Source organism: Pseudoalteromonas luteoviolacea (genome assembly GCF_000814765.1).
Lineage (GTDB): Bacteria > Pseudomonadota > Gammaproteobacteria > Enterobacterales > Alteromonadaceae > Pseudoalteromonas > Pseudoalteromonas luteoviolacea_H.
Window position 1 is genome coordinate 197,698 of record NZ_JWIC01000001.1, and the last position, 26,267, is coordinate 223,964.

At 44.1% G+C, this 26,267-nt stretch carries 32 protein-coding genes and 1 pseudogene; 31 read left to right on the forward strand and 2 right to left on the reverse strand.

The features are described from left to right. Window positions 1-14 precede the first annotated feature (14 nt). From JF50_RS00800 to JF50_RS27080, 26 genes and pseudogenes are all read left to right on the forward strand, one after another. Window positions 15-980, forward strand: a complete 966-nt coding sequence (locus tag JF50_RS00800) for a TauD/TfdA family dioxygenase (RefSeq protein WP_039607631.1) — start codon at window positions 15-17, stop codon at window positions 978-980. Between the two features lie 87 nt (window positions 981-1,067). Further along, window positions 1,068-2,438 carry a serine hydrolase domain-containing protein gene (locus JF50_RS00805; protein WP_039607632.1) on the forward strand — a complete coding sequence of 457 codons (1,371 nt, stop codon included), beginning with the start codon at window positions 1,068-1,070 and terminating at the stop codon, window positions 2,436-2,438. A gap of 214 nt (window positions 2,439-2,652) precedes the next feature. After that, window positions 2,653-3,216 carry a YcjF family protein gene (locus tag JF50_RS00810; protein ID WP_039607633.1) on the forward strand — a complete coding sequence of 188 codons (564 nt, stop codon included), beginning with the start codon at window positions 2,653-2,655 and terminating at the stop codon, window positions 3,214-3,216. A gap of 79 nt (window positions 3,217-3,295) precedes the next feature. After that, the gene (locus tag JF50_RS27310) at window positions 3,296-3,472 is read left to right on the forward strand and encodes a hypothetical protein (RefSeq protein ID WP_200890367.1); all 177 of its coding nucleotides are present in this window, start codon (window positions 3,296-3,298) and stop codon (window positions 3,470-3,472) included. Window positions 3,473-3,612: 140 nt separating this feature from the next. Then, window positions 3,613-5,217 carry a cyclic peptide export ABC transporter gene (locus JF50_RS00815; protein WP_235423380.1) on the forward strand — a complete coding sequence of 535 codons (1,605 nt, stop codon included), beginning with the start codon at window positions 3,613-3,615 and terminating at the stop codon, window positions 5,215-5,217. Next, window positions 5,214-6,416 (forward strand): prohibitin family protein, encoded by a 1,203-nt coding sequence (locus tag JF50_RS00820; RefSeq protein ID WP_080760058.1) that lies wholly within the window; start codon window positions 5,214-5,216, stop codon window positions 6,414-6,416. The genes JF50_RS00815 and JF50_RS00820 overlap by 4 nt, the downstream gene beginning before the upstream one ends. 490 nt (window positions 6,417-6,906) lie before the next feature. After that, the gene (locus JF50_RS00825) at window positions 6,907-8,169 is read left to right on the forward strand and encodes an AAA family ATPase (RefSeq protein WP_052262076.1); all 1,263 of its coding nucleotides are present in this window, start codon (window positions 6,907-6,909) and stop codon (window positions 8,167-8,169) included. Between the two features lie 111 nt (window positions 8,170-8,280). Beyond that, window positions 8,281-9,501, forward strand: coding sequence for an AraC family transcriptional regulator (locus JF50_RS00830; RefSeq protein WP_039607635.1), 1,221 nt, complete (start codon window positions 8,281-8,283; stop codon window positions 9,499-9,501). A gap of 231 nt (window positions 9,502-9,732) precedes the next feature. Then, a complete protein-coding gene (locus JF50_RS00835; RefSeq protein ID WP_039607636.1) occupies window positions 9,733-10,032 on the forward strand; it encodes a RebB family R body protein in 300 nt (99 codons plus the stop codon). Window positions 10,033-10,158: 126 nt separating this feature from the next. Further along, window positions 10,159-10,425 carry a RebB family R body protein gene (locus JF50_RS00840; RefSeq protein WP_010380819.1) on the forward strand — a complete coding sequence of 89 codons (267 nt, stop codon included), beginning with the start codon at window positions 10,159-10,161 and terminating at the stop codon, window positions 10,423-10,425. A gap of 71 nt (window positions 10,426-10,496) precedes the next feature. Beyond that, entirely contained in the window at window positions 10,497-10,763 is a 267-nt protein-coding gene (locus tag JF50_RS00845; RefSeq protein ID WP_039607637.1) for a RebB family R body protein, read from the forward strand. Window positions 10,764-10,840: 77 nt separating this feature from the next. Further along, window positions 10,841-11,032 (forward strand): RebB family R body protein, encoded by a 192-nt coding sequence (locus JF50_RS00850; RefSeq protein WP_039607638.1) that lies wholly within the window; start codon window positions 10,841-10,843, stop codon window positions 11,030-11,032. A 14-nt stretch (window positions 11,033-11,046) separates the two neighbouring features. After that, the gene (locus JF50_RS00855) at window positions 11,047-11,382 is read left to right on the forward strand and encodes a RebB family R body protein (protein ID WP_039607639.1); all 336 of its coding nucleotides are present in this window, start codon (window positions 11,047-11,049) and stop codon (window positions 11,380-11,382) included. 41 nt (window positions 11,383-11,423) lie between these two features. Further along, window positions 11,424-11,783, forward strand: coding sequence for a hypothetical protein (locus JF50_RS00860; RefSeq protein WP_039607640.1), 360 nt, complete (start codon window positions 11,424-11,426; stop codon window positions 11,781-11,783). Between the two features lie 40 nt (window positions 11,784-11,823). Continuing rightward, window positions 11,824-12,831, forward strand: coding sequence for a hypothetical protein (locus JF50_RS00865; protein WP_039607641.1), 1,008 nt, complete (start codon window positions 11,824-11,826; stop codon window positions 12,829-12,831). Window positions 12,832-12,845: 14 nt separating this feature from the next. Continuing rightward, a complete protein-coding gene (locus JF50_RS00870; protein ID WP_039607642.1) occupies window positions 12,846-13,343 on the forward strand; it encodes a hypothetical protein in 498 nt (165 codons plus the stop codon). A gap of 25 nt (window positions 13,344-13,368) precedes the next feature. After that, window positions 13,369-14,802, forward strand: a complete 1,434-nt coding sequence (locus JF50_RS00875; RefSeq protein ID WP_039607643.1) for a hypothetical protein — start codon at window positions 13,369-13,371, stop codon at window positions 14,800-14,802. 27 nt (window positions 14,803-14,829) lie between these two features. Continuing rightward, window positions 14,830-15,087: a hypothetical protein gene (locus JF50_RS00880; RefSeq protein WP_039607644.1), complete on the forward strand. Its 258-nt coding sequence runs from the start codon at window positions 14,830-14,832 to the stop codon at window positions 15,085-15,087. 323 nt (window positions 15,088-15,410) lie between these two features. Then, window positions 15,411-15,542 (forward strand): hypothetical protein, encoded by a 132-nt coding sequence (locus JF50_RS27735; RefSeq protein ID WP_268747794.1) that lies wholly within the window; start codon window positions 15,411-15,413, stop codon window positions 15,540-15,542. 374 nt (window positions 15,543-15,916) lie between these two features. Beyond that, a complete protein-coding gene (locus JF50_RS00890; protein ID WP_039607645.1) occupies window positions 15,917-16,882 on the forward strand; it encodes a hypothetical protein in 966 nt (321 codons plus the stop codon). A gap of 101 nt (window positions 16,883-16,983) precedes the next feature. Further along, window positions 16,984-17,067: pseudogene (locus tag JF50_RS26545) on the forward strand (transposase); the annotation flags it as partial. A 19-nt stretch (window positions 17,068-17,086) separates the two neighbouring features. Next, the gene (locus JF50_RS00895; RefSeq protein WP_039607646.1) at window positions 17,087-17,422 is read left to right on the forward strand and encodes a hypothetical protein; all 336 of its coding nucleotides are present in this window, start codon (window positions 17,087-17,089) and stop codon (window positions 17,420-17,422) included. Between the two features lie 27 nt (window positions 17,423-17,449). Continuing rightward, entirely contained in the window at window positions 17,450-17,707 is a 258-nt protein-coding gene (locus tag JF50_RS00900; protein ID WP_039607647.1) for a hypothetical protein, read from the forward strand. Between the two features lie 176 nt (window positions 17,708-17,883). Beyond that, window positions 17,884-18,318 carry a DUF4157 domain-containing protein gene (locus JF50_RS00905; RefSeq protein WP_052262077.1) on the forward strand — a complete coding sequence of 145 codons (435 nt, stop codon included), beginning with the start codon at window positions 17,884-17,886 and terminating at the stop codon, window positions 18,316-18,318. 594 nt (window positions 18,319-18,912) lie between these two features. Then, window positions 18,913-19,368, forward strand: a complete 456-nt coding sequence (locus JF50_RS00910; RefSeq protein WP_039607648.1) for a hypothetical protein — start codon at window positions 18,913-18,915, stop codon at window positions 19,366-19,368. Between the two features lie 248 nt (window positions 19,369-19,616). Beyond that, entirely contained in the window at window positions 19,617-19,775 is a 159-nt protein-coding gene (locus JF50_RS27080; RefSeq protein WP_160290442.1) for a hypothetical protein, read from the forward strand. Here the strand turns inward: JF50_RS27080 and JF50_RS00915 are convergent. Continuing rightward, on the reverse strand, window positions 19,772-20,287 hold the full coding sequence (locus tag JF50_RS00915) for a hypothetical protein (RefSeq protein ID WP_039607649.1): 516 nt from the start codon (window positions 20,285-20,287) through the stop codon (window positions 19,772-19,774). The genes JF50_RS27080 and JF50_RS00915 overlap by 4 nt on opposite strands. 202 nt (window positions 20,288-20,489) lie before the next feature. Continuing rightward, entirely contained in the window at window positions 20,490-21,008 is a 519-nt protein-coding gene (locus tag JF50_RS00920; RefSeq protein ID WP_039607650.1) for a hypothetical protein, read from the reverse strand. Between the two features lie 353 nt (window positions 21,009-21,361). On the opposite strand from JF50_RS00920, the gene JF50_RS00925 reads away from it, so the two are divergent. From JF50_RS00925 to JF50_RS00945, 5 genes are all read left to right on the forward strand, one after another. Continuing rightward, window positions 21,362-21,886 (forward strand): hypothetical protein, encoded by a 525-nt coding sequence (locus tag JF50_RS00925; RefSeq protein WP_039607651.1) that lies wholly within the window; start codon window positions 21,362-21,364, stop codon window positions 21,884-21,886. Between the two features lie 254 nt (window positions 21,887-22,140). Beyond that, window positions 22,141-23,082 carry a glycoside hydrolase family 18 protein gene (locus JF50_RS00930; protein WP_039607652.1) on the forward strand — a complete coding sequence of 314 codons (942 nt, stop codon included), beginning with the start codon at window positions 22,141-22,143 and terminating at the stop codon, window positions 23,080-23,082. A 190-nt stretch (window positions 23,083-23,272) separates the two neighbouring features. Then, window positions 23,273-23,932, forward strand: a complete 660-nt coding sequence (locus tag JF50_RS00935; protein ID WP_039607653.1) for a hypothetical protein — start codon at window positions 23,273-23,275, stop codon at window positions 23,930-23,932. A 64-nt stretch (window positions 23,933-23,996) separates the two neighbouring features. Then, window positions 23,997-24,389, forward strand: a complete 393-nt coding sequence (locus tag JF50_RS00940) for a LysM peptidoglycan-binding domain-containing protein (RefSeq protein WP_039607654.1) — start codon at window positions 23,997-23,999, stop codon at window positions 24,387-24,389. Window positions 24,390-24,519: 130 nt separating this feature from the next. Continuing rightward, window positions 24,520-25,917 carry an ATP-binding protein gene (locus JF50_RS00945; RefSeq protein WP_039607655.1) on the forward strand — a complete coding sequence of 466 codons (1,398 nt, stop codon included), beginning with the start codon at window positions 24,520-24,522 and terminating at the stop codon, window positions 25,915-25,917. Window positions 25,918-26,267: the final 350 nt, after the last annotated feature.

Here is a 26,267-nt window from a genome sequence, read left to right on the forward strand (position 1 = left end):
AGGATGGGAATAGAATGGATCAGTTACTAGCGCTCGACAAAGAGGACACGAGGACCGAGCTGGATAGTTTTGTGCATGACCTTTCAGCGCAAAAGCAAAGTGGTTTGGCTTGGGTTAAAAGCCATATTAAAGAAATCAATGAGTGGGTAGATAGAGATGGTGTGGCCTTGCTGCGCGGCTTGAATATTGCGAGCACCAATCAGTTCAGCACGATTTTGGAAGCAATTTTTGGCGAGCAACTCAGCCAGTATATTTATCGCTCCTCACCACGCACTGCACTGAGAAACAACATTTATACGACCACGGAGTATCACGCTGATCAGGTTATTTTGCAGCACAACGAAAATGCCTACTCCAACTGTTGGCCAATGCGCATGGGGTTTTTCTGTGTGGTCCCTGCAAAAACAGGTGGTAATACACCGCTGGCGGACAGCCGTTTAGTGTATCAGCAATTACCTGTGGCGCTTCTGGAAAAGTTTGAAAAGTTGGGCGTGATGTATGTACGCAACTATGGTGATATTGACCTGCCATGGCAGGAGGTTTTTCAAACTCAAAATAAAGAAGAAGTTGAGGCGTACTGTTGGAAAAACGACATTATTTTTGAGTGGAAGTCTGATAACCATTTGCAGACCAAGCAAATTCGTCCTGCGGTCGCGACTCATCCGCAAACAGGTGAAAAGGTGTGGTTTAATCAGGCGCATTTATTTCATTGCTCAAGCATCGACAATCAGTTACCAGAGTCAATGCGAGAAAGTATTGGGCTAGAAAATTTACCGCGCAATGCCTATTACGGAGATGGCAGCGAGATAGCAGAAAGTGATATTGCCATCATCAATGAGGTGTATCGCTCGCTGACTTTTGCTTATCAGTGGCAGCGCAATGACATTATGCTGCTCGACAACATGTTATACACCCATGGTCGAGAAGCATATACGGGCACCAGAAAGGTGCTAGTGGGTATGGCAAAAGCGGCGTACTAATATGGACGCAATTGCCGTACTAAATATGAGTTTTGTTAGTAGTAAAGAAGTTAGCAAAGTAACTGAGCAACGCTAGGGAAACACACAATGAACGGGCTTTATCAGCAACAACTCAAGGTATTATGCCTATGCTGTATGAGTTTACTTCTGACCTCTTGTTTTAAAAATGGGGTGGCAAAAGATCACACCATCACTGCCGAGCAGATTGAAATGTTCGAAGTCACTGTCAAAGACTACTGCGATAAAATGGTCTTTTTTGGCAGTATTTACGTCACTTCCGGTGAGGATGTGGTGTACAAGGCCAATTGTGGCCCACAAAATATTCAATATGATGTCGCCAATACCTCAGACTCTAAATATCGCATTGGGTCGAACACCAAAGAGTTTGCCGCGGCCATTTTATTACGCATGTTGGCAGACGAGGATTTAAAAACCAAAACGGTGGGCGATTACCTGCCTTGGTATCCTAAAAACCAATGTGCGGATGTCTCATTACATAACCTGTTGAGCATGTCCTCAGGCATAGACAATTACAGTGATAACCCGGACGTATATCTGGATTGGGGCTGGCGACCGTATTTATACGATGACTCGTTAGACTTAAATGGCCCTGAAGGTTTTGGTAATCGCTTTTGTACCTGTACAGAGCAAGATAACAAACCGAGTTTTGAGCCGGGTTCCAAGTTTACCTACAGCAATTGTAATTACTATCTCATTGGTAATATCATCGAGCAGTTAGCCGCAGGTAAGCAAGGTCAAATAGACCCAAGCTTCTATTTCAGAAACATTGTCAAAGAGCAGATATTAGACCCACTCAATATGCAAGACAGCGGCGCGTTTAATGCTATTGGTATTTACGAAAATATGACCACTGGCTATGTCTTTGACGAAAACCAATATCTGCCACTTACGACGGGTCGCCCACCAGAAACCGGCGGGCCTGCACCTTATGAAAACATCTTTAAAAACCCGTACAGCAACCCATTAGTACTGTATTCCGCTGGCGACATGTATTCCACGGTAAAAGACATGCATAAGTGGGATCAGGGCTTATATGGCGACTTAATCTTAAATGCAGAGCAAAAAGAAATGGCGTTTGCGCCGTACCAAAATACCCAAAGTGATGATGAATGTGAATACTTTGGCTACGGCTGGTTTGTGACCTATATCGACCCAAATCAGTATGGCAAAGTCGCCGATTGCCCCGATGACCCTAACAGTACCAATTTGAACAAATATGAGAAGTTTTTACAGTACTCAGGCAGCTACCCGTATTCATGGGTGACCAGTTTTTCAAGGCTGTTAGAGCGTGACCAAACCGTGATGGCGTTTAGTAATTACCACAAAACCGGTTATGAGTCTGATTGTATCGCAGAAGAGCTGCGCAACATTATTTTTTATAACGATAGACACCGTACTGAGCAGTGCCAAGGTGTGCTCGATGGCACGGTAAATTAGTACCAGTAACAAGATGAGTAAAAGGCTGCCTGCATTAGAGTGTTGGGTGAAGTGTGTCTCTGTACTTTTGTCGGCCTTAATAAGGAATTTCTGCAACTTTGTAAGAAGTTGCAGTGATAAGGGCAAGTAAATGCAAAGTTTAATGATGTTTAAACACTTTGTATGAACTTGGTGGGTTCACAACTGTTTAAATCTACATCATAGAGGATGAATTATGACAGCGACAAAAACAGCAAAGGACGACAAGGCAAATGAAGCGAATGCTTCTGCTACGGAGCCGCAAAGCACTGTAGTTCAGGCAGAAGACCGAGCAGCCGTGGCGCAGATCATTGTCGATAAGTACTCTAAATGGTCGTTTGGTTCTGGGTTAATCCCAATTCCAGCGGTTGATTTAGTGGCTTTGACGGGTATCCAAATGAAGATGATTGGTGAAATTGCCAACGTGTATGGCCAATCATACAGCGACAATAAACTGCGTGGCACGGTCAGTGCTGTGATCGGTGGTTCATTTCCGCAAACGCTTGGGGGGGCTGGTTTAAGCAGCTTCTTAAAAGCAGTGCCGGTAATTGGAACATTGAGTGCAATCGCATTTATGCCTGTAGTGTCTGCCGCATCGACGCATGCAGTGGGCAGTACGTTTATTCGTCATTTTGAAAATGGTGGCACTTTAATCGACCTTAATCTTTCTAGCATTAAGGGTGATATTGCAGATATTGCAGCGAAATATCGCAAAGATAAGGGTAATGCCAGCACACAACCGAGCAATGCCACTGTGTAACCACGGTGGCTGAACCTTGATAAACCAACAGGTTAACTGTTGGTTTATTTCTCAACATTGGGCTTTTGAGGAGGTCATTATGATAGTGGCATTGTATTTGGTGTTATGTATTTTATCTGGCTATTGGGGACGCAATACGTTTGCAGGGCCGGTGGGCTTTTTTCTGATTTCTTTATTTTTGACGCCGATAGTGAGCTTGTTGATATTACTGCTCACTCAAGACCGTAACCCACAGCAAGAAAGTGAGGACGATTAGCTTTAATTTACATTCACTGCGCTTGGCGATAATTATCGCTGTAAGGCTATTTAGCCGATAACAAAAATGATAAGAAAATCAAAATGGTATTATACGATCTGATCAGTCGGAATATAAAAATAAAGAAAAGGACTTTCGTGATGTTGGGCTGTATATCTGGCCTTGCTAATGCGTTAGTCCTTGCCTTGATAAATAACGTGTCGGAGAACATTTCAGATATCCATAAAGAGAACCATATTCTCTATTATCTGGTGTTGTTTATTCTGACCATTTCAATTTATGGTCTGACGCAGCAGAGGCTGATGACCAAAGCCGCTAAAATGGTGGAAAAAGCCATTGATAGACTGCGAGTTGAGTTATTTGAATGCGTACGTCATACCGAATTATCCACTCTTGAAACCATAGGTAAAGAGCGCATTTTTAATACGCTCAGCAAAGAGCTGCAAACCATTTCGCAGTCCGCGCAATTGTTTGTGATCATTGGTCAGTCAATCAGCTTGGTGTTTTTTACCTCTTTATATATAGCATGGCACTCGTTTGTGGCGTTTTTGGTTATCTCCATTTTAATTTTAATGGGCGCCAGCATTCACCGGCTGCGCGCTAATGAAATTCAACGCAATATGCAGCTGTCATTTGAGAGCGAAAACAAGTTGATCCAACGCTTATCTGACTTGTTGGATGGCTTTAAAGAGGTGAAGCTGAGCGTGCCGCGAGCCGATGACTTAGAACATGAATTTGTTATGGACTCAGCGCGAGCTAAAAAAGCCAAAACCACCACACAAACCTTATTTGCCACTGATTTTGTGCTTTCGCAAATCACCTTTTTTGCCGCGACGGGGGCCATGGTGTTTATCGTGCCGAGCTTGTCTCATGTATACACCGATGTGGTGATCAAAGTCACCACGGCGTCATTGTTTTTAATTGGTCCCATTACCAGTATTGTCGGCGGGATCCCAATTTACACCACCGCAACGGAAGCGGCGCAAAACGTACTGACTTTGGAAGAAGATCTCAAACGTGCCAAAGTGGATAATTCAAACTTAGACACTGAGCACTTCTCGTATGTGCATAATTTTGATGAGTTAAAATTGGAAGGGGCCTACTACCAACATGGCCAAAAAGGCGGGGATAGACCGTTTTTTGTTGGTCCCGTTGATTTGAGCTTGAAGCGGGGGCAAGTCACCTTTATTACCGGTGGCAATGGTAGTGGTAAAACCACATTTATCCGTATGTTGACTGGGTTGTATGAACTGCAAGGCGGGCAAATATTGGTTGATGGCCAACCTATCACAGATAACCTCAAAGAAGCGTATCGCAGCTTATTTACAGCGGTATTCGCAGATTTTCATTTATTTAAGCAGCTTTATGGCATTCACCATACTAGCCAAGAAGAAATTGATGATTGGTTGGCGTTTTTAGAGATGAACACCAAGGTCAAAGTGGTGGATGGGGAGTTCAGTAGTATTGACCTATCGTCCGGTCAGCGCAAGCGACTGGCACTTTTGAGCACCATTTTAGAAAACCGACCTATTTATATCTTTGATGAGTGGGCGGCGGATCAGGACCCTATTTTTAGGCGTAAGTTTTATGAGCAGGTGCTGCCAAAACTTAAAGCTCGCGGTAACACCGTCATTGCCATCACCCATGATGATGCGTATTTCCATTTGGCCGATGTGCACTTAAAAATGGTCGAAGGACAGTTAATGGAACACCATGAAGTTGAGGGTAAAGGAGTAACATCATGAACATCATTCTCCCTTCCGATATCACGCTGACGATTATAATTAGCGCCATCTTGGCGATAATATTGTCGAATATTCTGATGCGCTTGCTGAAGCGTTATCAACCTAAGTTGAGACGACGCATTTTATCCTGGCGCTTTCGCGCAGGGTTGACCTTATTGATAGCGATCTTTTTGGTGATTGCGCTTATTCCAGTGATTTTTATCAAGGTCGACTCGGGTGAAGTAGGCGTGCTTTGGAAGCGTTTTGGTGGCGGTACCTATTTGGATGCGCCATTACATGAAGGCACAGTATTGGTGTTTCCATGGGATACGCTCACCATTTATTCTAGCCGCTACCAAACTGCGCATACCAATGTGTATGCCATCACCAACGAGGGCCTGCGGATCACGCTAGATATTACGGTACGTTATCGTCCTGAAGTAGACTTTATTCCCTATTTGCACAAGTTAGTCGGGCCAGATTATGTCGATGAAATCATTCTCCCTGAAGTGAGCTCTGGGGTGCGCATGATTGTATCGCAATATGATGCTGAGCAAGTGTACGGCAACCAGCGCAAAGAGGTGCAAGAAGAATTACTTGGACAAGTGCTCAACGAACTAGAGTTAAAAGAAAAGTCGATGCTGCGCCAAGAGGCGCAAAAAATGGCGGGCCACCACTTGGTGAACTTGGATGATGTGCTGATCAAACGCGTTGATTTACCCGATAAAGTACACAGTGCGATCATTTCCAAAGTGAATCAAAACTACATTTTGGAAGAGTACAAAATGCGTGTTGAAGTCGCGAAAAAAGAAGCGCTGCGTAAAGAGGAAGAAGCCAAAGGGATCGCCCTTTTTCAAGAAATGGTCAGCGATGGTATTTCTGAGGCCTATCTTAAATGGCGTGGTATTGAAGCCACCATCGAGCTGGCAAAATCGAATAATGCCAAAGTGGTGGTGATTGGCAGTGGCAAAGATGGCCTACCGTTGATTTTAAATACAGAGAGTAGTCTGACACCGCAAAACAGCAGCTTTAAAGAAACCCACAAGCCTGGTGAGCTAAAAGCAGAGCTGGAAGCCTCAGGAGAAATACGCGATAAAGATGACTATTTAAATAGCGTCGATAAGTATGGCCACAAGTTAAAACCGGATCTTCGCCAACCTGATAAAACCCTAACGGATAGATCGCTGCAAACCGGCGAACCCATGGAATATTTAAAGTAGAGACTAAAGCGCCTCTGGTAAAACAGGGGCGTTTTTTTTGATAAATGTGAATTGATCTCTACGTGTTATTTTAAGCAATAAATATCACCTTGCTAGGCGCTTATTGCTATCTCATCACATAACGCAATTTTCAAAGATGATAAGCTTCATTTTATTCATATTTATGTCATATAGATGTCAATACTTGTAGGTTCACTCGTCCAGTTACAGCCCTGTAATAACGCGTAATACAAATCTTGTTAACATATCTGCAAAATGGATTTTGTCGATATAACGCACAAAGCAAACAGTACTTTCAACCATTTATTATCATTATTTAAAGGAGTAACTATGAGTGTTTCTAGCAACGGCAGAGTTGCATTAAATAAGACAGTATTACGTTTACTGAGAAAAAAAAGCCCTTAGTCGAGAGCAGCTTGCTGAGGAGTGTGCAAGCCGTCGGTTACCTGTTTCAGTTTCGACAATAAAAAGGGCTGAAGCTGGCAAGCAGGTGTTATGTCGCACCATTAAAAGCTTGGCCAGTTATTTTGAGGTCAGTATTGATACCTTACTTCAAGATACTGACACACCGCCTTGGGTTTATAGCCACTTGATCAAAGATATGCCGCTTCCTTGCTTTGGCAGAGAGTGGGAGTTACAACAGTTCCACACAGTTTTAAATCAAGCAATTAAATATGTAGCGTTACAGACCATTTATCTGCAAGGAATGACGGGAGCTGGTAAAACCGTATTGTTGAATACCTTTGTAGCCCAGCTAAGGGCAGCAAATCAATCGAGTCTTTATTTCTTATGTCCAGCTCACTCACTGAAAAACCAAGGCGGTTCAGCCATTGCCAGTTTAGTACGTGCCTTGTTATCGATTAGTAAAGACACCTCTTATGCTGAGATTGAGAGTAAGGTCAACACAGTTGCTACTGGGCCTTTGAGTATTCTGCGCTTATATCAGTGGTTGGGGATCGCGTTAAATGAACATCAATCACAGGCACTGGACGTACTTTGTGCGGTGCGTCAGCAGCAACTTGACGCGCAGTTGATACAGCAATTGTTACGCTATATTGCCCATAAAGGCATCGTGAGTATGGTCATTGATGATGCACATAATTTAACTGCCAAAGAACTGTACTTTGTCAGTCAACTTGCCCAAAGTGACTGCCCACAACCTATGCTACTCATTATTTCGGCGCAGCAAAAAAGGTTTTTTGTACAACCACCAAGCTGGCTTACCCGCGCCCATTCCATTGCAGTGAAACCACTGGATAAGCAGTCGATGCATCAGCTTGCAAATTACATCCTTAGAAGCCAAGGCGTGTTAGTCGCCAGTCAGCAAAGACGGGCCATCGCTGCGATTGAGCGCGCTGAAGGCAACCCTTCTTTTTTAAAACAATTACTCTGTGATGACTATCCACCAACAGAAGTCCCTGACGCATTGCAATTACTGGCTCGAAGTAGCCTCAATAACATGCCTTGCGATGTGGCCAAAACGTTGAAATTTGCCGCCAGTCTTGGTCAGTATTTTGATACCCAGCAGTTACAGTCATTTAATGAATATCATGAAATTCGAGCCCCACTGTGTGTGCTGCATAAAATGCTGTGCAGTGGACTGATCAGGCAAAATGAGGATCGCTTTAGTTTTGTGCACCCTTTGATCCAAGAAGCGCTCAAAAGCCTCGTGCATGAAACAGAGTTTAGTTGGTATATCTCTGGCTCGTTTGGTCATATTCAGGGCAAGACTGAGCAAGTGACCCGTATCTGACCCAATATTAGGGAGCGTAAAAAAATATCTTTTCCTTGACCACACGGCATGCCATTCAGTACGCGGTTGAATGCGCATGTTTTCTGTACTTTGAGAAAACAAGGAAAAACCATGTCTACAGTTTTAAAATTAACACCCGCCGTACAACCTTGGATTGGTACGAGTGATGCACTTTTTAAATTAAATCAGCAGATAAACCAACTTGCCCATTGTAACTTGCCTGTTCACATCATTGGCGAGCCAGGCAGTGGAAAGCATCTCGCAGCGTGTCACCTACACAATTTAGGGAAAGCCAGCTCTGAGTCATTAATTGTCTCGAATGTCGCCAATTGGGGGGAACATTGTGCGGCTGCTCAGCTAGAACAGCTCATTGCACAAACACAAAATGGCTCACTTTATCTGAAAAACATAGATATGCTCAGTTCAGCGCAAGCGGAATCGGTTAAAGACTACTGGCTCAACTTATCAACAGAGTATCCCGCTTTACGATTGATCACGTCTACCACGCGTGAAAAGCAAGCTGAGGCATTAGGACAAAGTCAGCAGCATTCATTTTTGAGTTGGTTACATTATCATTGTCTTGAACTCTGTGTGCCTTCTCTACATGAACGCAAAGAAGACATCGACGCATTGGTTAAGCATTATCGGGGGACTTGTCAGCACATTGCGAATTTACAGCTGCACCCTCAGGCATTAGAGATATTGAAAGCGTACAACTGGCCGCATAATGTGAAACAGCTGAAGCGTTGTTTAGATAAACTGTCTTTTTTGAGTAACCAGCAAGCGGTGTCTAGCCAGGCTTTGCTCAGCATTTTTCCTGCAATGCATACTGAGGCCACGCCAAAGCCGATGGCAATGCATGTATTAAAGCCCGTCGAGCCGAGCTTGACCGAAGAAGTGCAGTCGCTAATTCAATGTAATGATGAACATGACTTGCTTGTTGCAGAGCAAAGGGGAGAGGCCGTAGCTGCCACACCGACAGCGTCGCATACCCCGCATAAATCCCACCCGGCCCTTATTCGCGCCTTACAATTTGTCGATAAAAACTTTGAAAAGCCACTGAGTTTAAGTGAAGTGGCCAGCTATGCCTGTGTGAGCCCTTCACATTTGTCTTTTTTGTTCAAACGTTTTGTTGGTCAGTCATTTAAGCAAACCTTGCTGCGTATTAGGATCAAAAGAGCGATGGTGTTATTGCGTGAAGACCCTTATAGCCAAGTCACTGAGGTCTGCGATGATGTCGGTTTTTCTGATTTAAGCTTTTTTGTGAGGAAATTTAAGTCGGTGGTTGGGGTGAGCCCCGGTGTATATCGTGATCAACGTACAAAACACTAACTTAGCATCAAGGTGCATGCTGATTTCACCGATAGATATCAGCATGCAGCGGTTTAGATATATTTACCAATTAGTCGCTTTATTATACCAACCACTTTAAGCAGTACTGCCAATTCTCACCTTGCTAGATTTCTTATACTGACCTCAGTGTTTAGGCGATGACGCAAAGATATATGCGCTGAACACCAAATATGTTTTTTATTCTAAAACTCAAAGCAAATAGGTGAAATTATGGCATTTCCAACAGCAGTTAACGATCAAATTACTGATTCCGTCACACAAGCCAATGTAAAAGTGCTGGGCGATGCGCCCGCGATGTCCATGGGCAACCTGTTTCAGGCGACCTCTCAAGCGCTAGCAAACGCAGCACACAATGCAACATCTGCGCAGCAACAGTCAGCAATGACAGCGCAAGCGGCTACAACGATGGGTGTCACAACGCTGTACTCGATTGATACTGCCACAACAGGCATTGCAACCAAACGTATTCTTCAGCCACAAAAACAGCCAGTTGCTGGGCTAGGGAACTAAGGTGTTTTATGCGTGTTTGCTCTGGAAAGACCTTGAATCGATGAATGAGCAAATATGGCGCAAGCCTCAAAGTATTAAGCTGACAACAATTAGGCTGAATTTGTAAACAACCATAAGGACGACACGATGGCTTTTCCAACCGCAGTGAACAGTCAAATAACCGACTCAGTAACACAAGCCAATGTACAGGTGCTAGGCGATGCGCCGTCTATTGCTATGGGGAACCTGTTTCAGGCGACCTCACAGGCGCTGGCGAACGCAGCCCATAATGCAACTGCTGCACAGCAACAAGCAAATATTACCGCGCAAGCGGTAACCACAATGGGCGTAAATATTCTTTACTCCATTGACACTGCAACGACTGGGGTTGCGACCAGCAAAATTTTTGCGTAGCGGTCTCTACTCAGTCTTAAACAATCAGGCGATGACGCCTATTTATTAAAAACTTTAAAAGGAAAATAGTTATGGCATTTCCAACCGCTGTAAATAGTCAAATTACCGATTCAGTTTCACAAGTAAATACAAAAGTTCTGGGTGATGCGCCTGCTATCGCAACCGGTAACTTTATGATTGCAACCAGTCAGGCGCTGTCTAATGCGGCACACAATGCGACGTCTGGTCAGCAAAATAGCTCTGTCACAGCACAAGCTGCGCTTGTTCAAGGCGTAGATACGTTGCTTGGCATTAATACGGCCACGACAGCGGAAGGCATTTCAAAAGTTTTCCGTTAAGCCGGTTTGGGTACTGATACGCTGTATCAGTACCATTTTGGCCGGTTTTAATCCGTCATGAACACAGGAGAAACACCGTGCTTAATACGCTCAATGCACAAACCTTTTCATTGGCTGCTGCATCCACCTCTATGGGTCAATCCATTTCATTGCTGATGGACAATGCAGTTCAAAATGAAGCGAGAAGTCAAGTTACATCCAGCGCGGCTGTTGCGCAGTGTTGTGCGCTGATGATAGCAGCGGGTGCAGCAGCCATTAAACCAGGGTAAAAAAGGAAGTCTTTATGAGTACTGTAAATGACCAAATTACTGACTCGGTAAACGAAGTGAACACGCTATTGATGGGGTCTGCGCCTGCGCAATCCATAGGCATGCTCAATGTTGCCGCGACAGAAACCATCGGTATGTCCATGTTTAATGCCATTTCAACACAGCAAAATGCGCAAACATCGGCATCGGCAGCCGTGGCAGCAAGCTGTGCAAAAATGCTTCAACAATCATCGCCATTGCCAGAAAAAACCCCGGCGCCTGATCCGAAGGTAGATGTAAGCCAAATAGAAGCGCTTGTGAAAGAGCTGCTGAAACAGCAAAGCGACCCTAAAGTTAAATCGGAATCCTAGGGGTGCATAGAGCATAAGATTAATTAACTAAGGCACAGCATATGAATGAGTTAACAAATGTCGGGCCATCGACACAGACGTCACTGGATATAGTAAATAGTACCAGTTTGACTGGTGAGTTAAACAAGCTCTCTGGTGCCGGGAAAGCCTATCAATCTGTCTCGCAGTCGACGGCCATTGCAATCCAAGATGCCACAGACAACCTTAGAAATATCAACACCATGGCAACGACAGCTATGGGGGTTGCCATTTCTCAGATGTTGGCAACAGGTAAAGTCGATGATTACGCAGGCATTATCGAAGCGGCAAATAAAATGGTTGAAAATGGCACCAAAAACTTTGGCGAAGTAGGTAGCTCAGCAAGTAATTTGCTAGATAAGTTTCCAAGCGGTGGTAGCTAGATAAACGTCGGCAAATGACGCGTCGGCTAAAGAGGCAATTATGACAATCATAGTGAACAACAAAGAGATTGAGCAATTGGAGCAGTTTTCTGACAAAACACAGACGCTTATCCAATTTCTTAATCAAGGTGCGCACAGCACTGACGCACTGATACAACAAAGTGAAGTAATGACCTTCACCTCAGAAGCGCAGTTTATCGAGCAGCTTTACTTGGGGCTGATGAATTCAACGCTGCTCTATTTACATCAGATCCCTTTGTCTGTTGATATCAAAAAGTTACTTGAACTCAGTACCAATGATCTCAGAGACTTGGCGACATTCAGCAATCGGGATTCTGAAACTGATAAGGCGAGGTTGGCGAATATACTGGCTAAATATCGTCTGGTGGACAGTGCTATTTTAAATAAAATTGCGCTGTTTTACCGACGCTATAACCTGAATTACCATGCATTAGGGTGGGGCGCATCGTTCCATGACCAACTCACGCTGTACAGTATTATCTGTTACTGCGAACAGGCGTATGATTTGTCTAATCAAACAGTGCATCCCGCTTGTCAGTGGGCAACTGAAAAAGCCCAAAACTTAAGTGAATTTGCACGTTATTTTTGTCTCTATTTGGCTTGGAAAAATGCGAAACAAGGCGGACAAGGCACACCAGATCACCTTGTTGAAACACTCGCACCTGTCGTAAACAATACTTTAGATTCTCCAGTGGTCACCTTTGAGCTGCAAGCTGTTGATCTTCACAATGCCATAAAACAGTGGCATGAGGGAGGAAACAATCTCGGCTTCAGTAGTTTTAGCGCGGGGTTACTCAATATTGTGCTTAACATCGATCTTCAGACTGACGATCTGGTTAAAGCTGCTAATGAGTATATTAGTGGGCTGCAAACCACGTTGACCAATGCGTTGGCGAGTGACAGTTATATCTGCCAGGCAGGGTTATGCCGTCACTATTTATTCAATTTACATCACAGCGAAGCCTTACTTAACGTGGATGGTCAGGGCTGTTTGAGTTTGTTTAACCACTGGCCAATTGCCGCCTAAAGTAGGGAGTTATCATGGATCCAGCACAACAAAAAAAAGCGGCATGTCAGGCGCTGTCGCAGGCCGTTATGCCGTCGCAGTTAAACTCGATTTTGTCAGACATAGACACCATGTTGGCTACGGCGAGACAGACCATAGATCAGTCATTGCAGCAATCGTCACAACTTGTTGATCAATCGCGTCAGCACCTCGCACGTATCAATCAAGTACTGGAAAGTGATGCACCTTCAGGTACGTTATCCGAGGAAAGCGCCGACAATGACGCCACATTGGGCGCGTTTAGCCGTTATCAGGACGCCCAACTTGAGGCGCAAGCACATCATCTTGAAGAGCAAAATGCCCATATGAAACAGGTTTTTACCGAGCAAGAAATGGCGGCACAAAAAAGTGCTCAAGCCGCACAGCAGGCAATGGAAGAGACACTGAAAAACATGGAGCAACAGCTAATACAGCAAAATCAGGACTTTCAAAATGAGGTCATGCAGCGTGGGTCTGAACAGCCCAGTGCATAGCCTAGAATCATAGGAGCCATACGCCATGATCAAAATAGACTTCAAGCCTGTTGATTGGCTGCCGGATGAAAAAGTGAAAACAGCTGCGGCAACTCGGCAAATGCAGGAGTTGGTTGCGCGTTTGGCTGATGCACCTAAATATCACACGTTGACAACGGAAGATCGCAACCAGTTAATTGCAGAAGGGTATGCGCCCGATTTAGTCGACAACTTGGTATTAATTACGCAAAGAGCCGATGATTTGCCTGATGATACGATAAATACTGGCTTCAATTACGCGGCTTTTGATACGGCATTATTTTCTGCTGAGCACCTTAAAGCCCATTTACAAGGCTTAACTCAGGGCTGTTGTGCCTATTGCGAAAGTTACTTATTGGCGAGTAATGCGGGAAAAGTAGGGCATTTCAGACCTGTAGAATTACTTGAAAAAAGCACCTTATTGCAGCAAAACCAGAGTATTAGCTGCTCACCTTATTATGCGCTGGCCTATCAGCAAGAAAATCTAGTGTATGTCTGTGATGGATGCAATGATAAGTACAAAGGTGGTCAATTTCCGCTGATTGGTCAACGATTTCCTCTGATCCGTGTGGAACAAGAACAGTCGTTGCTGGTCAATCCATACTTGGATGACCCTCGCCAGTATATTCGTTTTGACCCTATAACCGCGCGTGCTTATCCATTTGATTTATTGTGTGCCTATTTGATGGAGACAGATGAGCTCAGCTTCACTGAGGCTGAGACAAAGATCTGGTCCTCCCCTGATTTGCTTGGTTATGCGCCAGGGTTCGAAAACTTACCCGGCCTTTCACTTTGGCTTGAGTCCCTCAGCGAGAAGAAAATCGCTCAGCTTGGCAAAGGCTATACCAGTATTGAGGTACTTGGGTTAAACCGCCCCGAACTTGTGGTTGCACGGCTCAATACGTTGGGCCAATTACACCTAGCCTACGGGCAATTTAAACAGGGGAAACAAGGTGAATTTGACCTGTTTATAGATGCATTACCGACTTTACAATACAGAAGCATGTGCATAGATGTTTTACAGTCATTGCATCATCAGCAGAGCACATCGCCTGTATCAGCGAGTTCAGAAAAAGCGCCGCCTTCTCATGAGGTATCACCGCATGTGGCTGCCAAAGGAGATGCTTTTGCGAATTGGTTTAAGGCATCATTGCGCTACTGCGTAGAAGAGTCGCAGTTAATGGAAACACAGCGACGCAACCTCGTCTTTTTGTCTGCAAGAGATAAGCTCTACGGACAAAAGGCCAAAGAAAAGTGCATTTTTTTGCCACTGGATTGGCAACGAGATCAGCATAAACTGATTAAAGTGCGTTCTCATCGTAATATTTGGGAGACCTCGTTGTCTGAACTTGCCAGTTCTCGGCCAATGGAGCTACTGAACCTGTTTACCCATAACCAGATCTGGGCTGAAGGCCCATTCGACGCACTTCACAGTGCCTAATTTTGTCATTAGTAAGGAAGAACCATCATGACCAGTACACCCGAACAAGAAATTTTAAACGCAGAGCAACAAGCCACAGACGCGGTGGCTCAATCCGACATCGACACCGCAGCTCAGTCTACTGGGTATGCGACATCAACACCTTTTGAAGCAGAAAGAGTCGCAAGGGATGCGGTTGTTGCGGCAGATCAAGCCGTCTATAACCAAGCTTGTAATCCCTCTTCAAGCCCGACACCGGAGCAGGCAGAGCAAATAGCAACACAGGCCGTTGCTGATACCGAATAAACAGCAACTCCCTACCATCTAATACCCGACCTGTTCGGGTATTTTTATGTCAAATTAGAGCCAAATAATCGGTACGTAGATTCCATAAATACTACCAACCAGACCCGACTTTATACCAATCACTTACATCACTGTCAGCCTATAGTAAAACCATCACACAAAGATGGAATATCAGCATGGGCTTTAATCAACTTGCGAGCAAACCTAGCCGCAATGCCTACCCTCAACAGCCGAGGTTAGTACAGCGCAGAGGCGCATCTGCATCAGGTAAGCGGATGGCGGCGCCGCACAGCCGTTCCTTGCCACCCAGACTCAGGCGCGGCATGGAAAAACTCACCGGCGTGAACTTGGCCAATGTGCGGGTGCACTATAACTCGCCTAAACCCGCGCTGGTGCAAGCGCATGCGTATGCGCAGGGCAAGAAAAGCATCTTCCCCATGAACTGGGCCACATAGCTCAGCAAGCACTGGGGATGGTAAAGCCCACCACAGAGGTCAATGGTGTGGCGGTCAATGACGACCCAAAACTGGAGCAGCAAGCGACGGATTGGGGTGAGATGGCGGTTCGTTTAGGTGTACAGGGGTAGATGAGAACGGGGGCTGATTTATGTTGTTGCCATAGCAAATGTTAAAGAGCCAGTAAGGTGTAAAGTCGTTCAGATGTGAGATTTTACATAAGCGTGGTCTTTTAACGGCTAGATAGGGTGTTAAAAGGCCATAAGTGATAATGAGATAGTCTGAATAAAGTCCATGGAGGCTTTGTTAGCATTTTATCGGCAACTGAAGACAGCCTATAACAACGATTAAAGTCAAATAGAGAGGATTGAGATATGTATGCTCCAATGCAGAAAAAGGAAGATAAAAGTAGGGTTGTTGCCAATTCACTCATGCACAAAAAGCATGATAGAAAGAAAGTGGATTCGGATAATCGGCCTAAGGCTATTTTACAGAGATTTATGACGGATAAGCTAAATAACCGATCACAAGCACTCGCGATTAAATGTAACTTGAAATCATTAGATAGAACAAACGGGGCACTACAGCTAATGCAATCTTGGGAGCTAAGTGATTTAAAAACAGCAGTTGCACTAAAACTCAAAGATGAGCTAAAGGAAGAGAGGTTCAAAATAGCAATTGATTCAATGATAGAGAATGGAAATAATGCTGGTTTAAGCTTTAGTGAGCTTTTTGAGCTAGTATCTGGTTTGTATCAATGGGCTAAATTTAAATCATCAAAGGACAATGCACGATCTGGAATAACGAAATTATCGAAAGCAATTGATAAAAATAAATTTTTGCAAGATTACGCTGAGATTAAAAACGGTTTAGAAAGAGGGAAAGACGCTGGCTTTGAGGTGCTCAGTGATGGAGTAATCGAATCTATTCCAGGAGATGTAATACTAAATGCGAAAAAGGGGGTAAGTTACGATCTAGGGAAAAATTGTGTTGTAAAAGTCGACCCAGTGGATGAAGCAGATGCTTTATATCTTGGTTATGATGGTAAAGTGCATCTAGAGGAAGTGAAAGCTACTCCGCAAGCCTTTTTTGAAAAATTGGCGACAAATCCAAAACAATTTGACAGATTAATTGAATGGAAAAAAATGAGCCCGGAGGATAGGGTGGTGACAGTTCGTATTAGGAGTGATGAGAAAATTGATTCTTTTGCTAATAGTAGACTTAATACTGATAAAAATGTTCTATCAAAACTTAATGATTACCTTAGTGAGGGGTTAGAGGTTTTAGTTGCTGGAAAACCTATTACTGACTATAACCTAGTTAAAGACGTAAAAAACTAGAACCGTAAAAATAACACATAACAAGACACCCACTCTAATTTAACCAATCCAAACCCCTTGCCTATCTTTAAATAACCAGCTCAAAAGGTAGGCAAACTTCCATGGCTATTGCACGTAAAAGACAAGTTAGTTTAAGTGATACCAAATATTATTATTGTATTTCTCGTTGTGTTCGCCGTGCCTTCTCATGAGGTATCACCGTATGTGGCTGCCAAAGGAGATGTTTTTGCGAATTGGTTTAAGGCATCATTGCGCTACTGCGTAGAAGAGTCGCAGTTAACGGAAACGCAGCGACGCAATCTCGTCTTTTTGTCTGCAAGAGATAAGCTCTACGGACAAAAGGCCAAAGAAAAATGCATTTTTTTGCCACTGGATTGGCAACGAGACCAGCATAAACTGATTAAAGTACGTTCTCATCGTAATATTTGGGAGACCTCGTTGTCTGAACTTGCCAGTTCTCGGCCAATGGAGCTACTGAACTTGTTTACCCATAACCAGATCTGGGCTGAAGGCCCATTCGACGCACTTCACAGTGCCTAATTTTGTCATTAGTAAGGAAGAACCATCATGACCAGTACATCCGAACAAGAAATTTTAAACGCAGAGCAACAAGCCACAGACGCGGTGGCTCAATCCGACATTGACACCGCAGCTCAGTCTACTGGGTATGCGACATCAACACCCTTTGAAGCAGAAAGAGTCGCAAGGGATGCGGTTGTTGCGGCAGATCAAGCCGTCTATAACCAAGCTTGTAATCCCTCTTCAAGCCCGACACCGGAGCAGGCAGAGCAAATAGCAACACAGGCCGTTGCTGATACCGAATAAACAGCAACTCCCTACCCTCTAATACCCGACTAGTTCGGGTATTTTTATGTCAAATTAGAGGCAAATAATCGGTACGTAGATTCCATAACTAATACCAACGAGACCCGACTTTATACCAATCACTCACATCACAGTCAGCCTATAGTAAAACCATCACACAAAGATGGAATAACAGCATGGGCTTTAATCAACTTGTGACTAAACCTAGCCGTAGTACTCACTCTCAACAACCGAGGTTAGTACAGCGCAAAGGCGCATCTGCATCAGGTAAACGGATGGCGGCGCCGCACAGCCGTTCCTTGCCGCCCAGACTCAGACGCGGCATGGAAAAACTCACCGGTGTAAATTTGGCCAATGTGCGGGTGCACTATAACTCGCCTAAACCGGCGCTGGTGCAGGCGCATGCGTATGCGCAGGGCAAGGACATTTATTTGTCGCCAGGGCAAGAGAAACATCTCCCCCATGAGTTGGGGCATATTGCTCAGCAAGCGCTTGGGATGGTAAAGCCCACCACAGAGGTCAATGGTGTGGCGGTCAATGACGACCCAAAACTGGAGCAACAAGCGACGGATTGGGGTGAGATGGCGGTTCGTTTGGGTGGACAGGGATAAACGAGGGGGAGGGCAGTGATGGGCAATATACATGCTATGGACTATTGCCAACATCGCGGGCTGTGTTACTGCCGCTACATGGACGACTTGGTAAAACTGATGAACACCAGCTTACAGGCCGTTAAGCAAACAAAACTTATCTAGGGAGATGTAAAGATGCAGGATTTGACTTCATTGGATACTGGATAACCCCCAACCCAAAGAACAATTTAATACTGGCTTGGAAAACCTGGGTAAACCACTTTAACAAACTCAAGCAGCTTTATGAGCGAGGTCCCCCGTTGGCGGGTATTGCGAAGTACGTTAAACGTTGACTGAGCTGGGCAAATGCAGGTGTCACGCTAGATGTAACAGCGAGTATAACGCAAGGGTTTAACAGCGAACTTGGCCGCGAGGTTGAGGGGCTGTGGGCGGGATGTTGGGAGTAGTGTCGGGGTAGATTGCGTTGAGGTGTGTTTGGAGTTTGTCACATGTGCAAAATGAAAGTTCTGCTCTCGGAAATTACCAACTGAAAGTAAAGAATAACCAAGCGTATTAGCATAGGCTTGGTTTTGAATAAATATGACATTCTTAAAAAAATTAACGGAGTAACTAATGTATCAATATTTAGAAAATACAACTGGAAAAGAGGTAGCAAGACCGAGACAAAAAATAAGTCCAAGGGGACAATCTAGACTTGGGCGGGTGCATGGCAAATACAGGAAAACACATACTATTCAACAGGTAAAAACCTTAGTTAACGCGTTTAGCAAAAACATATCAAAACCAGTGTTCGAGAACAGTAAAAACATAAGTACGAATGTACTATATGGAAACTACTTGATGTCTGTGATAGCCAAAGCTGCTACTGACGGTCCTACCAAACTAGCAGAAAATATACGGGATGCGAAAATAATACTAAATGAGGCTGAGAGGGAAAATATTAGTAATTTGAACCTTGCTAAAATACTAATACCAGAGATCAGAGAAAACCTAAAGAACACAGCAGTGAACACTGTAGAAGAGATGACCCAGGATAAATTAGAAAGACTAAAAAACATGTTTAAATAGACGACAAATCCATGGTTCTGTTCTAAACCCCATTGGTGAATTGCACCACATTATATAGACGTGCAACTCTGCACGAGACCAGCTCGAATGAAAACGGCACCAGAGCAAGGTAGTACAAGTATGTCATAATTCACTACACGAAAGGTTAACTATACATAGTTAACCTTTTTTATTCTGGTGTTTACCAATGAGCTAGCCTTTACGAATGGAATTTGCAGTGGCTTTATATCATGCGACTTATAGAGGTAATGAGTTCAAAGCTATCTTCATTGAATAAGGTTCATTTTGAGGGGCAATACACTATGAGTGACATCACCAATGCATTTGGGGGTCACTACGTCACCGTCAGCCGCGCAGTTGCACAGTGCAAGATCGTACCCCGTTACGCTCTGATCTCTATGGACTAACTAAAACGTGACAACGTGCCATTTATCATTTTGAGACAGTCGTCTATCTCCCCAACCATCCAACGGCCAAATTTTCCGCCAGGTTTGACATTATGTAAGCCTCGATTGGTATACCACTGGAGCAGTTCAGCCTGTTTAGGCCTGCCGTCATATCCTGAGGATTCCGCGATTAAACGCACGATATCACACCCAGCTGCCTTGCCTATTTCCATGACGTGTTTCATCAACTTCACCCCAGCCCCTTTTGTCAGCTTGTCAGATACAAGGTCGGTGATCTCCAGTATTCTTGCGCCTTGATAATTAAATATCTTATATTTTAGTTTTCCTTCTTTGACACACAAATCCTTACCATCTCCGGTGATCTGTCGCGATAATGTCTTGGCATATTTGTCGTATTTATGCGCAGCTTTTTGAAGTAGACCTTTTATTAAGGGGGCGCTTGTTTGCTGCGTAACATGCCCTATGATGAGTCGATGATTATGCTGTTTATCACGTTTTATCTGTGCGTACATATCACATACCTTATTTAGTCAAAGCGGTAACTCATTTAACCTGTATCTGTTAGCAAATATGCTTGGGCTCATGGAGGTTTTTATGTTGGCAAACGACACAAACCAATGTAACGCGGTCAGCTAACAACACATCAATTTATAGATAAAGAGGCCTGTTTAAAGTCGATATGGCCCTAATAGGCCCCGATTATCGTCAGATATATTAGTCGACATCCAATGGAATATGGGAATGCGCTCTTGCAAACTGACCATTGGCTGGAGCCCAATTTCTCGGCGCAAAATAATTCACATGATCAACGGGGTGGACGCTGACCAAGGGTTCTGATAAAAGCCATTGATTGCCATTTCGTATGCGCACAACCCAGCCTGCGCCACCAACGTGGCCTGCTTGAGCGCCTGCATCAGCTTCATGCCCGTGAACATGCCAATCCCCCCATTCAAATTTAAAGCCTCTTTGTGTTCTTGGCTCAATTTCAAATGTATTTTGCAATCCTGCGGGGATCACCGCCATTAACTGGTTTGCATTGATGCGGCCATGATGCAGTAAATTCTGAAAATCTGCTCTGGTGGGATTTGCCGCCCCGGTTGGCACCCATTGGTCTAAACCAAACAAATCAGCCAGCCTTTGAATAGGCTTACTTGTGGTATTTTGCTTTTTGCTCGAAGAATATATCACCGAATTTACTGTATTTTTTTTGGATTTATCTGCTTGTGCATACATATCTCAACCCTTTATTGCGTAGCCTTTGATGGTCACTATAGGTGTTGTGGTACGTCCCCAAAAGTAGCTGATGCGTACTCACCTATACTCATAGCGGCTTTTTACGTGCAAAATATTGAAGCCGTCCGAGCTGTAATTTAGAGAAGTTTGAGCGGTTTATCTTGGTAGAAACGGGCATTTTTTAGTGATTTCTGCGGCTCAAACTATTCAGAAAGTGTGTTTTTGATTGTTTAACCACTTTGCCAATGGCCTCTCAAAGCGATCCACAAACATAAAAAATACCAAGCGCCGCGTAAAGTTACTGATTAAGTTACTCATAACTCAACCTGCTAAACAACTGAATAGGATAAGTTATGGATACGCTACATTCCTCACCCAATAACAATGACGCTGAGCAAACAGATTTGGTCCATTCGGAACAACACGAGGCAGCGATTGCGCTTCCACCTGAAAAGGGGCCACTTCAGGGGGCGGCGAGTCTTGATATTTTCACCACGCAAAAAAACACGGCACTGGCCTTCATTGCCAAGTTATTGGCTTTTTTCCCTGGATTTACGAACCCGCAACGGGATGACGTGATCATCGCAAATCGTATTTTAAACTTTGGGTTGGATGAGTTGAAAACGTCCGACCTGCCCATAGCCAAAGACGCCATGGACTCAGCCCGAAGCTTTTACAGCAAATATGCGAGCTTGCTTGGGCTTGCCGTTGGCGGTGCAATCAGCGCAGGCGTTGAGTGGCTGCAACATACTTACCCAGAGTATCAGGCGATCCGCGCAGCACATGTTGGTAGCGGCGTGATCGCCAGCTGGGTAGTCCATAATATTATGGGCGAGTATGAAAGGCGCATACATCAGCTCAAAGAGCATCTGAATTAACTCAAGTGCTGAGCTTGGCTAAAAACAGTGTCGTTTAAAAGTGCGCTTTATCCTTGCTGAGTTAGTATTCCTGCCCTCATAAAATTACAGATTAAAAAGTTGAGATTAATGTATCGAGTTAATTTTTATGTTCTCGCGAAAATACCAAAAGACTGCGAGTTTTTACCAATTAATTACATGTAAGGCTCGATAAATTATTACTGTGATTCATCACTATTTAATAAATTTTCAATCATGCTAAATAAGGAAAAGTTATGACTACGAAAACAAGAAGCTGGCCACAACGTGCTATGGTAGGTTACGTTGACTGCACTGCAACGGGTTCAGCGCTTGATATCACATCAGAACAGTTAAAGCATTATAATGTAGTAATATATGGGTTTGCGGGCCTTGATGGAGAGATTTCTCAGGCAGTTGGTAATATTATCAATCAAATCAAGCCAAAACAGGCGCCTGGAACACTAAACTTGATCTCCATAGGCGGTGCAGGTGGAACTGGTGAATTAACACCTAACACTACCAAAAATATATTGAATGTTATTCAGCAGTATGGCTTAGATGGTGTTGATTTAGATATTGAAGACGGCTCAATTACAGTGGATAAACTTCTTCCATTCACGGAAGAATTAAGGCTTGCAACCAGCAAGGAAGGTTATTTGTTAACCGCTGCGCCTATATTAGCAGGTGAGCCTAACAACCCCACGCTGAATATCCCAAGTGGTGTTAGCTTAGATAAAGTTTTTAATCAGGTTCAACTGGACGCGATTCTAGTACAAGCATACAATTCAGGTACATACTTTCAGTATCCACTTCCAAGTATGCCAAGTCATGGTGTTCATGAAAATAGTGCGAACATTATTTCTGCTGCATACAATGCTTTGCAGAAGAAGCATCATCAACCAATTCACAAGGGCACACAGATTGTAATTGGTATTCCTGCTAATCCTGGTGGCGCTCCAACTGCTTCCAATTGCTGGAATGTTGAAGATTACAACACAGTCCCCCCTTTGGTGAAATTGAATCTTGGTGATATTTATGAAAATAAATATGATATTGACAGCAGTCAGTTTGGTGGCTTAATGATGTGGAGCCTGAATACAGATGCTGCCCCACAATATTATAGACCTTATCAGGGTTATCAAAACCCACCAGCTGGATACTTTGCAAAAAATGTAGCCTCTCTTATAGTTGGCTAATTCATTATGTGCACTTAATACAAAAGGGTTATGGCCCTTTTTTATTTAGTGCGATTTAGCTACTTTTACCAATCCAAACCCCACTTTTACCAAGTTGGTAAAACCCACCTCTTTTATAGTTAATTCAACCAATTCATTTGTTTGGTTTTTCACCATCAGATTAACAACATTTAATGAGAGAGAATATATTATGGCCGTAAATTCACCGACAGACCCCACTTATATAAAAATAGTCAATCCACCAGCGCCACAGCTTGCTTATGCAGAGGTTGCGCACCCTCATGCAAAAGGGATTATCTACAATGGCACAATGAAGCCAAGCATTGCAGAAAAATACAAAAACGAGGGTTATAGCTTTTGTATGCGTAGTCTTAACGCACCAGCGATTAAAGATTCCTCTGGTAATAAGGAGCAGCTGGATCCGTATACGATATCGTTGACAGCACAAGAAACTAATCGAGTCACAGGTGCAAGTGACAAGCATGGCTATGGGCTGGCTTTAATGCCCATATATGATTTTAATACCACTCCCACACCGCCAGACTTTGCTTTAGATATACTTAATTTACTCAGTGCAGCCGCCATTCCAATCGGGACCACTGTCTGGTTAAAATGGTCAGGCTCTACTTTAAAACAAAGTGAAGTTCAAAGTGTGGAACAGCAGATTTTTCAATCTGGTTACTCAGTGGGGATCTTGGGTGACGAAGTTCAGCAACAGCAGCAAACTAACGGTCGCGTTTTGGAGTCTACGTATACGCCGTTTGAGCAGTCTTGTAGTGGTACCCAAATACGCACGATCGCCATTGGCGACAATACAGGTTCATACCCCATTTACTGGGCGATTCAATAATATTTCCCGTCTTATATGAGCAGGTAAGCGATATCTGACCTGCTCTTAACTTAGGTCATTCTCTATGCGTACTGTACTTAAATATACCATTCAGCCTGGTGATTCATTGGCTTTAATTAGCATCTCCTTGCGTGCTTGTGCAGGGGTCACTCCCATCGATATAGAGCACGCGAATCCTGCACTCTTATCGCAGGAAATCATAAGTGGTGCCCTTATCAAAGTGCCTTATTTTAAAGCCAGCGGTTACCTAAATTATGAAGTGATCAATGGAGATACACTGGAATCTATTTGTGAAGCTCTGGTCAATGCAGCCGGCGTCACCGTGATGGACATCATTGAGCACAACCCCCATGCTCATCTCAATCAACTCACGGCTGGTCAGGTTTTATTGGTGCCTTTTGTGCCTCGAGTTGGCTACATGACGCCGCAGCGCTCCGCGCTTGCTCCATCCGAGTAACCCATGCGTTTTCATTAAAATTACCAAAAAGTTCCTCATAGTTACCACCTAGCATAGACACGCATCAGGCTACACTCTCAGGGTAAACCCGCTGATAAAAGTCACCCATTATGACTATGAGGAAAAAGCCATGTGGCAATCTGCAAGCAAAGACGCTATACCTTCACCACCTGACGCTATCTTGAATGCCCATGATTTGGAGCGCGAATGCCGCTGGTTAGATAACGTCATTCAATATCGAGTGTCACATTATTTCGGTGCACCGAAATGCCCTGAATTGCGCGTCTCAGAGGCGCCAGAGTTGTTATCCATGCCCGCGCCGCCATCATTGCACACCAGTGACTCTCCATTTGCGACTTTCCTCACTGCAAACCATGCCACGGTGACCGAACGATTACTCATCATGCTTGCTTTGGTCCCGATTGTGCGTCCCACTGTGTTTGATGTTTTTCTTTCTATTAACGAGCAGACGAATCGGCCATTTACAGAGTTTGGTATGCGAGAGCAGCAAGGGGCGGTGCTTGCAACTGGTGCAACAGCGGCTTTCATAGAGGATGAAAATCAGCTGGTGACTCAATTTAAGGTGCTGGAAAAGCTAAAAAGGAGTGCCTTGCTGAGCCAAATACTCGACATGGATACTGAGTCATCAGCGCAGTCAAGTTTGCACACTCCGCTTGTGCTGAAGCTTGAGTTTGTACAGATGTTCACAACTGCTGAACCTTATCACCCCGAAACCAGCAGCCATTTCCCTGCCAGCTTGGTTGACACCCAACTGGACTGGCGCGATTTAAAACTGCCAGATTCGACACGTGAACAGCTCAATGACATTATCGAGGGGATCCGGTATGGACAGGCACTACGCACAGATTGGAAAATTGGCAGACAACTGAGAGCGGGCTACCGCGCGCTTTTTTATGGCCCGCCGGGCACCGGAAAAACCCTAACTGCCAGTGTGCTGGGTAAAGTGTTAGATAAAGCGGTTTATAAGGTTGATCTGTCTCTGATCACGTCCAAATATATTGGTGAAACAGAGAAAAACCTAGAGCAATTGTTTAGCTTGGCTGAACATCGAGACTGGGTGCTTTTTTTTGATGAAGCGGATGCCCTGTTTGGTAAGCGACTGCAAACCAGTTCTTCTAATGATCAGTTTGCCAACCAAAATGTTGCCTATTTACTGCAGCGTATAGAGCAGTTTGATGGCACTGTGATCTTGGCATCAAATTATAAAGACAATATAGATGATGCGTTTTTCCGTCGTTTTGAGTCCATTGTTGAGTTTCAACCGCCTCAATCTGCGCAGCGTTTGGAGATATGGCAAAGTGGCTTGTGTGGTCAATCTCAGCTGTCCTCTGAAGTTTGTTTAACCAGACTGTCTGATGAGTATCCGCTCAGTGGTGCTGAGATCATAAATGTATTGCGGTTTGTGTCTTTACGCTTGCTAGCTCAAAACCGCAGTGAAATTCAGCTGTGTGATATTCGAGAGGGAATAGCCAGACTGTCAGATCATCGTACTCAGCTAAGATGGTAGTTGGACAAGATAAAATCTTACTTGAGCAATAGAATCGTAACTTTTACCAAGTTGGTAAAAGTACCTAGCGTTATAGTTAAAAGCGCCAACTCAAGTTGGAAATGTCAATCTAGTTGCTAGCCCTGTTACACGCAATATATGGAGCCCGTAGCAGGGCTATTTAGACACGGAAAAAAGCACGCAAGCGGTATTGGTGAAAGTAGCCACCTAGGTATTAAAAACCACTGTTTACTGTTAAAAACGCCAGTGAAAAAGCCATTTAATATACCATTTAATCAATCGGTTAAACCAAAACAATTGATCAAGAACACGCTAAATTATTCCTTACTTTCTAACCATAAACAGTAATT